Source organism: Pseudomonas protegens CHA0 (assembly GCF_000397205.1).
Taxonomy (GTDB): Bacteria; Pseudomonadota; Gammaproteobacteria; order Pseudomonadales; family Pseudomonadaceae; genus Aquipseudomonas; species Aquipseudomonas protegens.
The window spans coordinates 551,212-565,040 of the sequence record NC_021237.1 but is presented as its reverse complement, the minus strand read 5'-3'; the positions used below and the strand labels follow the sequence as shown (position 1 = coordinate 565,040).

At 64.5% G+C, this 13,829-nt stretch carries 12 protein-coding genes; 11 read left to right on the top strand and 1 reads right to left on the bottom strand.

Features of this window, described 5'->3' with window-relative positions; all coding sequences use genetic code 11:
- Window positions 1-27: 27 nt before the first annotated feature.
- From PFLCHA0_RS32200 to trxC, 8 genes are all read left to right on the top strand, one after another.
- On the top strand, window positions 28-900 hold the full coding sequence (locus PFLCHA0_RS32200) for a methyl-accepting chemotaxis protein (RefSeq protein WP_370059463.1): 873 nt from the start codon (window positions 28-30) through the stop codon (window positions 898-900).
- 176 nt (window positions 901-1,076) lie between these two features.
- Window positions 1,077-2,819: a potassium/proton antiporter gene (locus PFLCHA0_RS02475; RefSeq protein ID WP_011058861.1), complete on the top strand. Its 1,743-nt coding sequence runs from the start codon at window positions 1,077-1,079 to the stop codon at window positions 2,817-2,819.
- 62 nt (window positions 2,820-2,881) lie between these two features.
- Window positions 2,882-6,235: a mechanosensitive channel MscK gene (mscK, locus tag PFLCHA0_RS02470; protein WP_011058860.1), complete on the top strand. Its 3,354-nt coding sequence runs from the start codon at window positions 2,882-2,884 to the stop codon at window positions 6,233-6,235.
- Between the two features lie 49 nt (window positions 6,236-6,284).
- Complete coding sequence (gene selO, locus PFLCHA0_RS02465; RefSeq protein ID WP_015633892.1) at window positions 6,285-7,748, top strand: protein adenylyltransferase SelO; 1,464 nt, start codon at window positions 6,285-6,287, stop codon at window positions 7,746-7,748.
- A 174-nt stretch (window positions 7,749-7,922) separates the two neighbouring features.
- Window positions 7,923-8,363 (top strand): IgaA/UmoB family intracellular growth attenuator, encoded by a 441-nt coding sequence (locus PFLCHA0_RS02460; protein ID WP_015633891.1) that lies wholly within the window; start codon window positions 7,923-7,925, stop codon window positions 8,361-8,363.
- Between the two features lie 82 nt (window positions 8,364-8,445).
- A complete protein-coding gene (locus PFLCHA0_RS02455; RefSeq protein WP_015633890.1) occupies window positions 8,446-9,390 on the top strand; it encodes a hypothetical protein in 945 nt (314 codons plus the stop codon).
- 26 nt (window positions 9,391-9,416) lie between these two features.
- Window positions 9,417-10,367: a hypothetical protein gene (locus PFLCHA0_RS02450; protein WP_230493584.1), complete on the top strand. Its 951-nt coding sequence runs from the start codon at window positions 9,417-9,419 to the stop codon at window positions 10,365-10,367.
- Window positions 10,368-10,466: 99 nt separating this feature from the next.
- Window positions 10,467-10,901, top strand: a complete 435-nt coding sequence (gene trxC, locus PFLCHA0_RS02445) for a thioredoxin TrxC (RefSeq protein WP_015633888.1) — start codon at window positions 10,467-10,469, stop codon at window positions 10,899-10,901.
- 51 nt (window positions 10,902-10,952) lie between these two features.
- On the opposite strand, the gene PFLCHA0_RS02440 is transcribed toward trxC, so the two are convergent.
- Window positions 10,953-11,723 carry a ParA family protein gene (locus PFLCHA0_RS02440; RefSeq protein ID WP_011058854.1) on the bottom strand — a complete coding sequence of 257 codons (771 nt, stop codon included), beginning with the start codon at window positions 11,721-11,723 and terminating at the stop codon, window positions 10,953-10,955.
- 345 nt (window positions 11,724-12,068) lie between these two features.
- Between PFLCHA0_RS02440 and PFLCHA0_RS02435 the strand changes: the two genes are divergently transcribed.
- From PFLCHA0_RS02435 to PFLCHA0_RS02425, 3 genes are read left to right on the top strand one after another with little or no spacing between them, the layout of a single operon-like run.
- Window positions 12,069-12,788, top strand: a complete 720-nt coding sequence (locus PFLCHA0_RS02435; RefSeq protein WP_011058853.1) for a beta-ketoacyl synthase chain length factor — start codon at window positions 12,069-12,071, stop codon at window positions 12,786-12,788.
- On the top strand, window positions 12,764-13,585 hold the full coding sequence (locus tag PFLCHA0_RS02430; RefSeq protein ID WP_011058852.1) for a lysophospholipid acyltransferase family protein: 822 nt from the start codon (window positions 12,764-12,766) through the stop codon (window positions 13,583-13,585). The genes PFLCHA0_RS02435 and PFLCHA0_RS02430 overlap by 25 nt, the downstream gene beginning before the upstream one ends.
- Entirely contained in the window at window positions 13,554-13,826 is a 273-nt protein-coding gene (locus tag PFLCHA0_RS02425) for a phosphopantetheine-binding protein (RefSeq protein WP_011058851.1), read from the top strand. Before PFLCHA0_RS02430 ends, PFLCHA0_RS02425 begins: the two co-directional genes overlap by 32 nt.
- Window positions 13,827-13,829 lie beyond the last annotated feature (3 nt).

The window sequence follows — 13,829 nt, the reverse complement described above, 5'->3', positions numbered from 1 at the left end:
GACGAGGCCGGGCGCCTGTTGCAGGCCATGGCCAAGATGCAGGAAAAACTGCGCGACACCCTGCAGCGCATCTCCGGTTCCGCCACCCAGTTGGCTTCGGCGGCTGAAGAGCTCAACAGCGTCACCGAGGAAAGCGCCCGCGGCCTGACCCAGCAGAACAACGAGATCGAACAGGCCGCCACCGCGGTCAATGAAATGACCAGCGCCGTGGAAGAAGTGGCGCGCAACGCGGTGAGCACCTCCGAAGCCTCGAAGAATGCCACCGCTTCCGCCGGCGACGGCCGCGACCTGGTGCAGGAAACCGTGTCGGCCATCGAGCGCATGAGTTCCGACGTGCAGGGCACCGCCAGCCTGATCGGCGACCTGGCCAACGAGTCCCGGGACATCGGCAAGGTACTGGACGTGATTCGCGGCCTGGCCGACCAGACCAACCTGCTGGCCCTCAATGCCGCCATCGAGGCCGCCCGTGCCGGTGAGGCCGGTCGCGGTTTTGCCGTGGTCGCCGACGAAGTCCGCGCCCTGGCCCACCGCACCCAGCAGTCCACCAGCGAAATCGAACGCATGATCGGCAGCATCCAGAGCGGCACCGAGCACGCCGTGGATTCTATGCGCAACAGCACCGAACGAGCCGAATCGACCCTGAATATCGCCCGGGGTGCCGGCCTGTCCCTGGACACCATCAACAGCGCCATCATCGAGATCAACGAACGCAACCTGGTGATCGCCAGCGCCGCTGAAGAACAGGCCCAGGTGGCCCGGGAAGTGGACCGCAACCTGGTGAACATCCGCGACTTGTCGGTGCAGTCCTCCACCGGTGCCAACCAGACCAGTGCAGCCAGCAACGAGCTGTCGCGCCTGGCCGTGGACCTCAACGGCATGGTTGCCCGCTTCCGCCTCTGAAACACGCCGCCAGCCCTGGATGGCGCCGGTAAAACGGCGCCGGAATTCACACCTGGGGAATCCGCCACTGTCGCCAAAAGCTTTTTGACAGTGGCGTATTTCAACAGGTTAGAATCGCTGGCACGCAGACTGCATGGTCAGCCTGCGCCCGCCTTTTTCGCCCTGGAGTACTGCCTTTGAATGCGACGACCATCAACAGCCTGTTCTTGATCGGCGCGTTGCTGGTAGGTGCGAGCATTCTGGTGAGTTCACTTTCATCGCGCCTGGGCATCCCGATCCTGGTGATCATCCTGGCCGTGGGCATGACCGCCGGGGTGGACGGCGGCGGCATCATCTTCGACAACTACCCGACCGCCTACCTGGTGGGCAACCTGGCCCTGGCCGTGATCCTGCTGGACGGCGGCCTGCGTACCCGGGTCGCGAGTTTCCGCGTGGCCCTGTGGCCGGCGCTGTCCCTGGCCACGGTGGGGGTGCTGATCACCACTGGCCTGACCGGCATGGCAGCCGCCTGGCTGTTCGACCTCAACCTGATCCAGGGCCTGCTGATCGGCGCCATCGTCGGTTCCACCGACGCCGCCGCGGTGTTCTCGTTGCTGGGGGGCAAGGGCCTCAACGAGCGGGTCACCGCCAGCCTGGAGATCGAATCCGGCAGCAACGACCCGATGGCGGTGTTCCTCACCGTGACCCTGATCGACATGCTCGCCAGCGGCCACACCGGCCTGCACTGGAGCCTGCTGACGGACCTGATCCGCGAGTTCGGCATCGGCGCGGTGATCGGCCTGGGCGGTGGTTGGCTGATGTTGCAACTGGTCAACCGCATCCACTTGGCCACCGGTCTGTACCCGATCCTGGTGGTGGCCGGCGGCCTGGTGGTGTTCGCCCTGACCAACGCCCTGCACGGCAGCGGCTTCCTCGCCGTGTACCTGTGCGGCCTGGTGATCGGCAACCGCCCGGTACGCAGCCGCCACGGCATCCTGCACATGCTCGACGGCATGGCCTGGCTGGCACAGATCGGCATGTTCCTGGTGCTGGGGCTGCTGGTCACCCCCCACGACTTGCTGCCCATCGCCCTGCCGGCCCTGGGCCTGGCGCTGTGGATGATCCTGTTCGCCCGACCGCTGTCGGTGCTGGTGGGCCTGGCGCCGTTCAAGGCCTTCCATGGCCGGGAAAAGGCCTTCATTTCCTGGGTCGGGCTGCGCGGTGCGGTACCGATCATTCTCGCGGTGTTCCCGCTGATGGCCGGGCTGCCCAATGCCCAGCTGTACTTCAACCTGGCGTTCTTCATCGTCCTGATCTCGCTGCTGGTGCAGGGCACCAGCCTGCCGTGGGTGGCCAAGTGGCTGAAGGTGACGGTTCCACCGGAGCCGGCACCGATCTCCCGGGCGGCCCTGGAGGTCCACGTCACCAGCGAGTGGGAGCTGTTCGTCTACCGCCTGGGGGCGGAGAAATGGTGCATCGGCGCCGCCCTGCGGGAGCTGAAAATGCCCGAGGGCACGCGCATCGCCGCACTGTTTCGTGGCCAGCAACTGCTCCATCCGTCGGGTAGTACGGTGCTCGAAGCCGACGATCTGCTGTGCGTGATCGGCCATGAACACAACCTCCCGGCCCTGGGCAAACTCTTCAGCCAGGCTCCGGAACGCGGCCTGGACCTGCGCTTCTTCGGTGACTTCGTGCTCGAGGGCGATGCCCAGCTGGGCGCGGTCTCGGCGCTCTACGGGCTCAAGCTCGACGGCCAGGACGCAGACATGCCGCTGGGCGCCTTCATCGCCCAGAAGGTCGGTGGTGCACCGGTGGTCGGCGACCAGGTGGAATGGAACAACACCATCTGGACCGTGGCCGTGATGGACGGGAACAAGATCGGCAAGGTCGGCGTCAGATTCCCCGAAGGAAGTCGCCCCGGCCCCGGACTCTTCCTCTAAACTGCGGAACGCGTCAGCCCCCGGCATGGCGCCCCCTATTCCTACTTGCTTGACCGACCTCTATGCCTATCCTGCGTAAATTTTTCGCTGTTGCCCTGCTGGGCCTGAGCCTCTCTGTCGGCGCGGTACAGGGCGGTGACCCGCCCAGCGCCGAGGCGGTCCAGCAGAGCCTGGACAAGATCGCCGAGCGCAAACTGCCGGAGGCCGACCAGAAGGCCCTGCAGACCCTGCTGCAGAACACCCTGAATCAGCTGGCCAACAAGCAGAACTATGAGCAGCGCCTGAGCGATCTCAAGCAGCAATTGAGCAATGCCCCGCGCCAGACATCGGAAAACCAGCGCGAACTGGCCCGCCTGAAAGCCAGCAAAGTGGTCCCGGTGATCCAGCGCTACGGCTCGTTGCCGGTATCGCAGCTCGAACAGCTGCTGACCGAGCGCACCAGCCTGCAGGGCGACCTACAAAAGGCCCTGGCCGACGCCAATACCCTGGACATCACCGCCCAGACCCGCCCCGAGCGCGCCCAGGCGGAGATCAGCAGCAGCCAGACGCGCATCCTGCAGATCAACGCCGCACTCAAATCCGGCAAGGACGGCGGCAAGCTGCTCAGCGCCGACCAGCGCAACCTGCTCAACGCCGAGCTGGCAGCGATCAACGCGCTGATCCCCCTGCGCCGCCAGGAACTGGCCGGCAACAGCCAATTGCAGGATCTGGGCAGTAGCCAGCATGACCTGCTGATGGAAAAGACCGCGCGCCTGGAGCAGGAAATCCAGGACCTGCAGACCCTGATCAACCAGAAGCGCCTGGCCCAGTCCCAGGAAACCGTGACCCAGCAGTCCATCGAGGCGCAGAAGGCCGGGAGCAGCAGCCTGCTGGCCACCGAGAGCGCCAGCAACCTCAGGCTCTCCGACTACCTGCTCAAAAGCACCGACCGCCTCAACGAACTGACCCAGCAGAACCTGCTGACCAAGCAGCAGCTGGACAGCGTGACCCAGAGCGATGCGGCCCTGGACGAGCAGATCAACGTGCTCAAGGGCAGCCTGCTGCTGTCGAAGATCCTCTATAAACAGAAGCAGGCCCTGCCGCGCCTGAAACTGGACCGCGACCTGGCGGACGAAATCGCCGACATCCGCCTCTATCAGTTCGAAGTCAATCAACAGCGCGAGCTGCTGGGCAGCCCCAGCACCTACGTCGACAACCTGCTCAAGAACCAACCCCCGGAACAGGTCACGCCACAACTGCGCCGGACCCTGATCGATCTCGCCATCACCCGCGCCGACCTGCTGGAACGCCTGAACCGCGAGCTGAGCGCGCTGCTCAATGAATCCATCACCCTGCAGTTGAACCAGAAGCAGCTGCTCAGCACCTCCCAGAGCCTGCGAGCGACCCTCGACGAGCAGATGTTCTGGATCCCCAGCAACAAGCCGCTGGACGCCGAGTGGCTGCAAAGCGTCCCCGTGCGCCTGGAGCGCCAGGTCACTACCCTGCCCTGGGCCTCCAGCCTCAGCGAACTGACCGACGGCCTGGCCCAGCGGCCACTGCTGTTCCTGCCCCTGGCGCTGCTGTTCGGCGCCCTGCTGTGGCGGCGCAAGGCCCTGTATGCGCGCCTGAACAAGGTGCACAAGGACATCGGCCATTTCAAACGCGACAGCCAGTGGCACACACCACTGGCGATCTTGGTGAACATCCTCCTGGCGATGCCGGTGACCCTGGTCCTGGCCCTGTGCGGCTACGCCCTGCAGATCGACGCCCGTGGGCAGAACGCCAACCTCGGCGCCGCGCTGCTGCAGATCGCCCAGGCCTGGCTGGTGTTCTATACCGCCTATCGGATCCTCGCCCCCGGCGGCGTGGCGGAACTGCATTTCCGCTGGGAAAAACCCCAGGTGGAATTCCTCCAGGGCTGGGTCCGCCGCCTGGGGCTGGTGGTCCTGGCACTGGTGGCCGTGGTGGCGGTGGCCGAGCACCAGCCCGCAGCCCTGGCCGAGGACGTGCTGGGCATCGCCGTGGTGCTGACCTGCTATGCACTGATGGCCTGGCTGCTGAGCCGCCTGCTGCTGAGCAGCCCGACCCACCAGAACACCTCGCTGTTCCGCAAGGCCGTGGGCGTGCTCTTCACCCTGCTGCCGATCGCCCTGTTCATCGCCGTGTGCTTCGGCTACTACTACACCGCCCTGAAACTCAGCGACCGGCTGATCAACACCCTGTACCTGCTGATGTTCTGGCTGGTGATCGAGGCCACCTTCGTCCGCGGCCTGAGCGTGGCGGCCCGGCGCCTGGCCTACCAGCGCGCGCTGAGCAAGCGCCAGGCCGCCAAGGAAGCCGGGGAAAGCGGCGAGGCGGTGGTGGAAGAGCCGACCCTGGATATCGAGAAGGTCAACGAGCAATCCCTGCGCCTGATCCGCCTGGCCCTGCTGGGCGGCTTCATGGCGGCGCTGTACTGGGTATGGGCAGACCTGATCACGGTGTTCTCCTACCTGGACAACGTCACCCTCTACGAATACACCAGCGGCACCGGCGCCAACATGAGCATGGTGCCCATCAGCATCGGCGACGTCATCGGCGCGCTGATCATCGTCGGCATCACCTTCGCCCTGGCGCGCAACCTGCCTGGCCTGCTGGAGGTACTGGTGCTGTCCAAGCTGGACCTGGCCCAGGGCAGCGCCTATGCCACCACCACCCTGCTGTCCTACGCCATCGCCGGGATAGGTTTCGTCGCCACCCTGTCGACCCTGGGGGTCAGCTGGGACAAGCTGCAATGGCTGGTGGCCGCCTTGTCCGTGGGCCTGGGCTTCGGCATGCAGGCGATCTTCGCCAACTTCATCTCCGGCATCATCATCCTGTTCGAGCGCCCGGTACGGATCGGCGACACCATCACCATCGGCAACCTGTCGGGCACCGTGAGCAAGATCCGCATCCGCGCCACCACCATCACCGACTTCGACCGCAAGGACATCATCGTCCCCAACCAGACCTTCATCACCGGGCAGTTGATCAACTGGTCGCTGACCGACACCATCACCCGGGTGACCCTCAAGCTCGGTGTCGACTACGGTTCGGACCTGGACCTGGTCAAGGAACTGCTGCTCAAGGCCGCCCGGGAGAACCCGCGGGTCCTCAAGGAGCCGGAACCCCATGTGTACTTCCTGAACTTCGGTGAAAGCACCCTGGACCATGAGCTGCGCATGCACGTGCGCGAGCTGGGGGACCGCAACCCGGTGGTCGACGAGGTCAACCGCTTCATCAACCGCGAGTTCAAGAAACAGCACATCAACATCTCGTTCCGGCAGATGGAGGTCTACCTGAAGAACCTCCACGGCCAGGAATACAAGATGGTGCCCATCGAACCCGAGGCCAAGACCATAGTCCCGGTGGCCGAGGGCAAGCCGCTGCAGGAACCGCCGGCCAGCAAACTCGACTAAGGCCTCTTTCCCCAGCAGAATACTCGGACATTCTGCTGGGAGATGGCCGTTGAAAGCCCTCGACGAACTGACCTTCGACAACCGCTTCGCCCGCCTGGGCGACGCCTTCTCGACCCACGTACTGCCCGAACCCCTCGACCACCCGCGGCTGGTGGCCGCCAGCCCTGGCGCCATGGCGCTGCTGGACCTGGACCCGGCCGTGGCCGAAACCCCGGTGTTCGCCGAACTGTTCGGCGGGCACAAGCTGTGGGCCGAGGCCGAGCCCCGGGCGATGGTCTATTCCGGGCATCAGTTCGGCTCCTACAACCCGCAATTGGGGGACGGCCGCGGGCTGCTGCTGGGCGAGGTCTACAACCAGGCGGGAGAACACTGGGACCTGCACCTGAAGGGCGCCGGCCAGACGCCCTATTCGCGCATGGGCGATGGCCGCGCGGTGCTGCGCTCGTCGATCCGCGAATTCCTTGCCTCCGAGGCCCTGCATGCCCTGGGCATTCCCAGCAGCCGCGCACTGTGCGTGATCGGCTCGGACACTCCGGTATGGCGCGAGAAGCAGGAGCGCGGGGCCATGGTCCTGCGCCTGGCACCGAGCCATATCCGCTTCGGCCATTTCGAGTATTTCTACTACACCAAGAAACCCGAGCAGCAGAAGCAGTTGGGGGAGCATGTACTGGCCCTGCATTTCCCCGAGTGCCAAGAGCTGCCTGAACCCTATCTGGCGATGTTTCGCGAGATCGTCGAGCGCAATGCCGAGCTGATTGCCAAATGGCAGGCCTATGGCTTCTGCCACGGGGTGATGAACACCGACAACATGTCGATCCTGGGCATCACCTTCGACTTCGGCCCCTTCGCCTTCCTCGACGATTTCGACGCCCACTTCATCTGCAACCACTCGGACGATCAGGGGCGCTACTCCTTCAGCAACCAGGTACCCATCGGCCAGTGGAACCTCAGCGCCCTGGCCCAGGCCCTGACCCCGTTCATCAGTGTCGAGGCGCTGCGCGAAAGCCTGGGCCTGTTCCTGCCGCTGTACCAGGCCCACTACCTGGACCTGATGCGCCGGCGCCTGGGCTTCACCCAGGCCGAGGACGACGACCAGAAGCTCGTGGAACGCCTGCTGCAACTGATGCAGAACAGCGGCGTCGACTACAGCCTGTTCTTCCGCCGGCTGGGGGAGCACGCCCCGGAGCAGGCGCTGGCACGGCTGCGGGACGACTTCGTCGACCGCAACGGCTTCGACGCCTGGGCCGGGCTGTACCGGGAACGGGTCGCCCGCGATCCGATCCAGGGCCAGGACCTGCGCCGCGAGCGCATGCACGCGGTCAACCCGCTGTACATCCTGCGCAACTATTTAGCGCAGAAAGCCATCGACGCCGCAGAAGCCGGGGATTACAGCGAAGTGCGCCGCCTGCATCAGGTGCTGAGCCGGCCTTTCGAGGAACAGCCCGGCATGGACAGCTACGCCGAACGCCCGCCGGAGTGGGGCAAGCACCTGGAAATCAGCTGTTCGTCCTGAGTCGGGCGAAGCTGTCCATCGATACCTTCAAGCCCTAGGCCAACCTGCGGACCTGCCGCAGGTTGAGCAGGCGCTTGCCGTCCAGCACTGGCTCAACCTGGGATTGCGCATGGACCCACCACTGACGGGCAGGGATAATGCGCGCCCTGATTTCCAGTACCTGCAAGGATGCACATGAACCTGTTCTTCACCCTGGCCACCCTCGCCCTTGCCGTCTTCAGCCTGGTGTCGGTCGTCATCTACCTGAGCCGCCGCGCCAAGTACCGTATGAACCTGCAGGACCTGCACCTGCACGGTAAGGCGCACCGCAGCATTACCCAGGCCGAACTGGACGAGCTGGCCAAACAGACCGCCAGCCTGCAACGCATCCAGGGCAGCGGCGGCATGTCCTACAAGCCGATCAGCGACAGCGTCTATCTGATTAGCGGCGGCACCGCGAGCGACGGGCTGGAACTGCAGGTCCAGTCGGTGAAACACATGTCGATCGCCGGTATTCCCGTGGAATTTCCCTTCCCGATGGAAAGCTTCCTGGCCGACAACAACCAGGCCGAAGTGGTGATCGCCAAGAAGTTCGCCGTGGTCATCGGCCTCAACGGACATCGCCTGGCCCAATGACGCACTGGCGGCCTGGCTGCCACCTTCACCGCTCGCCCATGCCCCGAGCCCTGCCACCATCGCTGCCCTGCAAGAGTCCGCCATGAAACGTCGCTACCTGCTGCTGTTGCCCCTGCTGCTGTCGCTGGCCGGATGCAAGGAAGACTTCGCCACCCTGCACTTCCAGGAGTCGGTGCGCTCCGACCCCAAGGCCGGCCCGCAATACTCCGACCAGTTGGTGCACGAGGCGTACAAACACAGCATTTACACCGCGCTCGGCGCCCAGGGCCTGGACCCGGACGCCATCGCCCTGGAGCGGGACCAGGAGGACGACAAGGTCATTCACCTGCGCCTGGTGGACTACTCCCTGAGCCCGGAACAACGGGGCAGCCTCAAGGCCATCCTCGAACAGGTCGTCAGCGCGCGAAATGCCAGCTCGATGAACCTGCGCCTGGAGCTGGACAACGCCCATGCCAAGGTCACCCCTTCCGGCACCAGCGACCTGCCGGACAACATCGACGCCACCCTGGCGTTCGAGCCGGAGTTCGGCATGCTGCTGGACCGCAGCTACGAAGACAGCATGCAGGCCATCGTCAACGCGAGCGAAATCGAAGGCCCGGTCAGTTGCAAGATCACCGCGCGCCTGGCCATGCCCAGGCCCTTGAAACTGATCGCCTACGAAGCCCTTGAACAGGACAACAGCGAGCGCGGCCTGATCTCCTTGCTGACCCGCGGCGGCAGCATTGCCAAGGTGCCACTCAAGGTACATTTCGATGACCCGGACCTGAACCGGCTCCTGCAGCACAAAACCGTCCAGGCCTGGCCATCCAGCTCGAAGATCACCCGGCCCGCCCCGGTGCCCCTTGACGAATTCGCCATCGTCATCGGCTCCATCGGCGTCCAGACCCTGACCTCGGCCCTGGCCTTCGACACCCGCAAGGACGAGCTGCAAGCGCTGTGCGACCAGAAGATGCAGACCCTGGGCCGGCCGTTCACCTTTCACATGGGCCGGACCCTGGATCGCCTGACCAGCGTCGATTACCGCTAACAGCCACTATGCGACGAGGATTTCCATTGAACCGACGTCTCTCCACTGCCGCCCTCTTGCTGATGCTGCTGACCGGCTGCAAGCAGACCTACCTCACCCTGCATTTCCAGGAAGAAGTGGGTAACCCCCAGCAGGCCCGGATAGTGCCGTACTTCGCAGAGGCCATCACTCAGATGGCCGCCGGGATCGGCATCGAACCCGACGCCATCGGCCTGGAAATGGACCGCAAGGACGACAAGACCCTGCATATCAGCCTGGACAGCAGCGTGCCCGAACCCCAGCGCCAGCGCCTGCAAGCGCTGTTCAGCGAAATTGTCGAGGCACGCGCAGCCGGCACCTTCGAAGCCGTTCTGGAGATCGCCCCGCAAACCGGGAGATACACCACCCCCGAGTACCGCAAAAGGGCCATGGCCTTGCCGCGACGCTTCTCCCTGGCGCTGGAGCCGGTGAAATACGCCGACGTGCTGTTTCATTACTCGATGGAGGAGTTGATCAGCGGCAAGCTCGCGGCCACCGGCACGCCCAACGAGGCGTTCTGCCAATACCAGGCCACCCTCCAGGCGCCGGGCATGCCGTTCAGCCAGATGGGCAGCAAGGCCGGTAGCGGCACAGGGGATTACAACGTGTATCTGGAGTGGAAAGACGGCAAGCGCGAACCGGCGCAATACTTGTTCGGCAACATCACTTTCGCCAACCCCACGCTCAACCAGATGCTGTTCGACAACCGCATCCAGCTGTCCGCGATCAAGACCTCCTGGGACACGCGAGCGGACCGCCGGGCCGACCGCGTCGGTTTCAGCGTCGGCTCCCTGGGCCTGCAGTACCACGAGGACGGGGAGATTTCCCCGTTGCAACACATCGGCTTCATGGGCAGGTGCGAGGGCATGGCCATGGCGCTGGGGCGGCCCTTTACCTTCTACATCGGCCGCTCCATGGACCGCCTGGTCAGCGTCGAACTGGCCCCGCCCAGCGCATGAGCCCTGGAGCCGCAACGGCTCCAGGCCGACCGCTGCGACTTGATATTGCCCCCGGGCGCCGCCATCTAAGGCGCTCTACCCTGTTTGCGGAGCCCGACCATGTCCGACCCACTGCTGATCCCCTGCCCGCACTGCAACGGCCTCAACCGCATTCCCGCCGAGCGCCTGGGGGACCACCCCAAGTGCGGGCGCTGCAAGGCCGAGGTCTTGCTGAGCAAACCCTTTGACTTGAAACAGGGCGACTACGCCAGCCAGATCAAGGGCGACCTGCCGTTGCTGGTGGATGTATGGGCTGACTGGTGCGGGCCGTGCAAATCCTTTGCGCCGGTCTTCCAGCAAGCCGCCGCGCAGCTCAGCGGCAAGTGCCGCCTGGCCAAGCTGGACAGTGAAGCCAACCCGCAGCTGGCGGGGCAATTGGGGATTCGCTCGATCCCCAGCCTGATTCTGTTCAAGAACGGTCGGGAAGTAGCCCGGCAAAGCGGCGCCTTGCCACTGCCGCAATTGTTGAGCTGGCTGCGCAGCCAGGGGATTTGACGCAGCGCCAAGAGCCGCAGGCCAAACCCTGTGCTCATGGCCTCTTGAGGGTCAGGCGTTTTCCAGCAGGTTGTGCAGGTCGACGAATTGCTGGGTCAGCTTGTGTCGTGGGTCCAGGTGGATCAGCGGCATGCTGGCCTGGTGGGATTCACGCATGCGCACCGAGCTGCCCAGGTACACCGGCAGCACTGGCAGGCCCTCGCTGATCAGTTCGTCGAGCATCTGCTGCGGCAGGCTGGCCCGGGCCTGGAACTGATTGACCACGATGCCCTCGACCTCCAGCCCCTCGTTGTGGTCTTCCTTCAGCTCTTCGATCTCCGCCAGCAGGCCGTACAGGGCCTGGCGGGAAAAACTGTCGCAGTCGAAGGGGATCAGCACACGATCAGCGGCGATCAGCGCCGATACCGCGTAGAAATTCAGGGCCGGCGGGGTATCGAGGTAGATCCGGTCGTAATCCTCGGCCAGTTCGTCCAGCAATTTGCGCAGCTTGTTGATCTTGTGCTTGGCCTCAAGCTTGGGCTGCAGGTCCGCCAGCTCGGCGGTGGCCGTGATCACGTGCAGGTTGTCGAAGGGGGTCTCGTAGATATCCACCTGGTTTTTCTTGGCGAATGGTCCGGACGACAGGGTTTGCTTGAAAAAATCGGCAATGCCCATGGGAATGTCCTCGCCGGTCAGGCCGGTGAGGTACTGGGTCGAGTTGGCCTGGGCATCCAGGTCCACCAGCAAGGTGCGATAGCCCTCGCTGGCGCTGACCGCCGCCAGATTGCAGGCAATACTGGATTTGCCCACGCCACCTTTCTGATTGAACACCACACGCCGCATGTCTAGACCTCCCTGTATCAAAGATCACCGAGTGTAGTAGGCCACGCGGCCCCTTAGCTACCTTGCTGTCACACAGATTTTCCTTGCCCGCAGCCCTGGCACAAACACCGGGCAATGTCGGCCCCGAGGCCGACCTGGGACTGAAAGACTTCAGATAGTGGCAAAAAGACACCTCGCATCGCGTCGGATTTTTCGCTTTTGCGACCAACAGGCCAAGGAGCATTTGCTACAAGCCAGTCGCACCGGGATAATGCGCGCCACTGACGCCTTCGCGTCACTCAGGCCAATCGCCGATCGAAGCGATATGCCGCGTCAAGGAAGCCCGCAGGGGCGGGATGAAATCAAGTGATCAAGTTCAACATCGCTCAATGGCGTGCGTGGGCCCCTGGGCTCGAAAGCGTGGACGCCTGGCAGGCCTGGAGCCGTCAACCGGCCCTGCCTGAAAACAGCGATGCCGCCCCCGATGTGTCCTTTCTCCCCGCCATGCAGCGGCGCCGTCTCAGCCGCCTGGCGCGCATGGCGTTCAGCGTCGGCTGGCCCCTGGCCGAGGGCCTGGAACAACTGCCGCTGGTGTTCATCTCCCGGCATGGCGAAACCCCGCGCACCTTCGAGATTCTCAGCGACCTGGCCGCCGAGCAACCGTTGTCGCCCACCCAGTTCAGCCTCTCGGTACACAACGCAGTGATCGGCCTGTGGTCGATCATGCGCGGCGAAACCAGCGAAATGACGGCCCTGGCCGCTGCCGGCGATGGCCTTGAGCATGGCCTGCTGGAGGCGGCCACGCTGCTGGCCGACGGCGCCCCCCATGTACTGCTGGTGATCACCGAGGAACAACCGCCCGAGGCCTATGCCAGCTGGATCGACGACGTGCCGTTTCCCTATGCCCTGGGCCTGCTGCTGACCCCCGGCGACGACTGGCAGTTGTCCCTGGGCAGCCATGACGGTCAAACGCCCAGGGCCCAATGGCCCCACGCCCTGAATCTGCTGCGTACCCTGCTGGGCGCGCAGACCTTTTGCCAACATGCCTGGATGAATCGTGTATGGACCTGGCAACGCAACCACTGAGCGCCAAGGGCCGCAATGCCTACTACTGGCGCCTGACGGCCACGGCGCTGAGCTTTGCACTGTTCGGAATAGGTGGTTTGTGCCTGCGCCTGGTGATTTTCCCCCTGCTCGCCTGCCTGCCCGGCGACGCCCAGCGCCAGCGCCAGCGGGCGCGCAAGACCGTCAGCCGGCTGTTCTGGCTGTTTATCCGCTTCATGGCCAGGAGCGGCGTGCTCACCTATGAGGTCCAGGGCGCCGAGCGGCTCGGGCGACCGGGGCAGATGATCATCGCCAACCACCCCTCGCTGATCGACGTGGTGTTCCTCATCGGCCTGGTCCGCGACGCCAACTGCGTGGTGAAGCAGAGCCTGTGGAACAACCCCTTCACCCGCGGCCCGGTGCGCGCCACCCAGTACATCAGCAACGACGGCAGCATGGACATGCTCGACAGTGCCTGCGGGGCGCTGCAAGCAGGCCAGACCCTGATCGTCTTTCCCGAGGGCACCCGCACCCAGCCGGGTGCCGCTCCGGCCTTTCATCGGGGAGCGGCGGCCATTGCCCTGCGCGGTGCGAAGATCATCACCCCGGTGGTGATCCGGGTCAGCCCCAGCACCCTGACCAAGGCCGAACCCTGGTACCGCATCCCGCAACGCCGTGTGCACTTCAGTTTTCACGTCGGTGCCGATATAGACCCACAGACCTTTGCAGCCCAGGGCCCGGCGCCCCAGGCTTCGCGCAAGCTCAATGAGCACTTGCACCATTTTTTCATTAAGGAGCTCGCCAGAGATGAGCGATACACACCCGGACCTGATGCTTGAAATCAAACTGCTGATCATCGACGCCCTGGGCCTCGAAGACATCAGTGCCCAGGACATCGGCAACGACCAGACGCTGTTCGGCGAAGGCCTCGGCCTGGACTCGGTGGATGCCCTGGAGCTGGGCCTGGCGATCCAGAAGAAGTACGGCATCAAGATCGACGCCGACGCCAAGGACACCCGCAACCACTTCAGCAACGTGGCGAGCCTTGCGGCGTTCGTCACTGCAAAACAGGCAGCTTGAGAA

What these genes read in the sequence shown, in the direction of transcription:
- PFLCHA0_RS32200 (WP_370059463.1), top strand. Translation starts at nt 28, where the DNA reads ATGGCCAAGATGCAGGAAAAACTGCGCGACACCCTGCAGCGCATCTCC.
- mscK (WP_011058860.1), top strand. Translation starts at nt 2,882, where the DNA reads ATGCCTATCCTGCGTAAATTTTTCGCTGTTGCCCTGCTGGGCCTGAGC.
- PFLCHA0_RS02460 (WP_015633891.1), top strand. Translation starts at nt 7,923, where the DNA reads ATGAACCTGTTCTTCACCCTGGCCACCCTCGCCCTTGCCGTCTTCAGC.
- PFLCHA0_RS02455 (WP_015633890.1), top strand. Translation starts at nt 8,446, where the DNA reads ATGAAACGTCGCTACCTGCTGCTGTTGCCCCTGCTGCTGTCGCTGGCC.
- trxC (WP_015633888.1), top strand. Translation starts at nt 10,467, where the DNA reads ATGTCCGACCCACTGCTGATCCCCTGCCCGCACTGCAACGGCCTCAAC.
- PFLCHA0_RS02440 (WP_011058854.1), bottom strand. Translation starts at nt 11,723, where the DNA reads ATGCGGCGTGTGGTGTTCAATCAGAAAGGTGGCGTGGGCAAATCCAGT.
- PFLCHA0_RS02430 (WP_011058852.1), top strand. Translation starts at nt 12,764, where the DNA reads ATGGACCTGGCAACGCAACCACTGAGCGCCAAGGGCCGCAATGCCTAC.
- PFLCHA0_RS02425 (WP_011058851.1), top strand. Translation starts at nt 13,554, where the DNA reads ATGAGCGATACACACCCGGACCTGATGCTTGAAATCAAACTGCTGATC.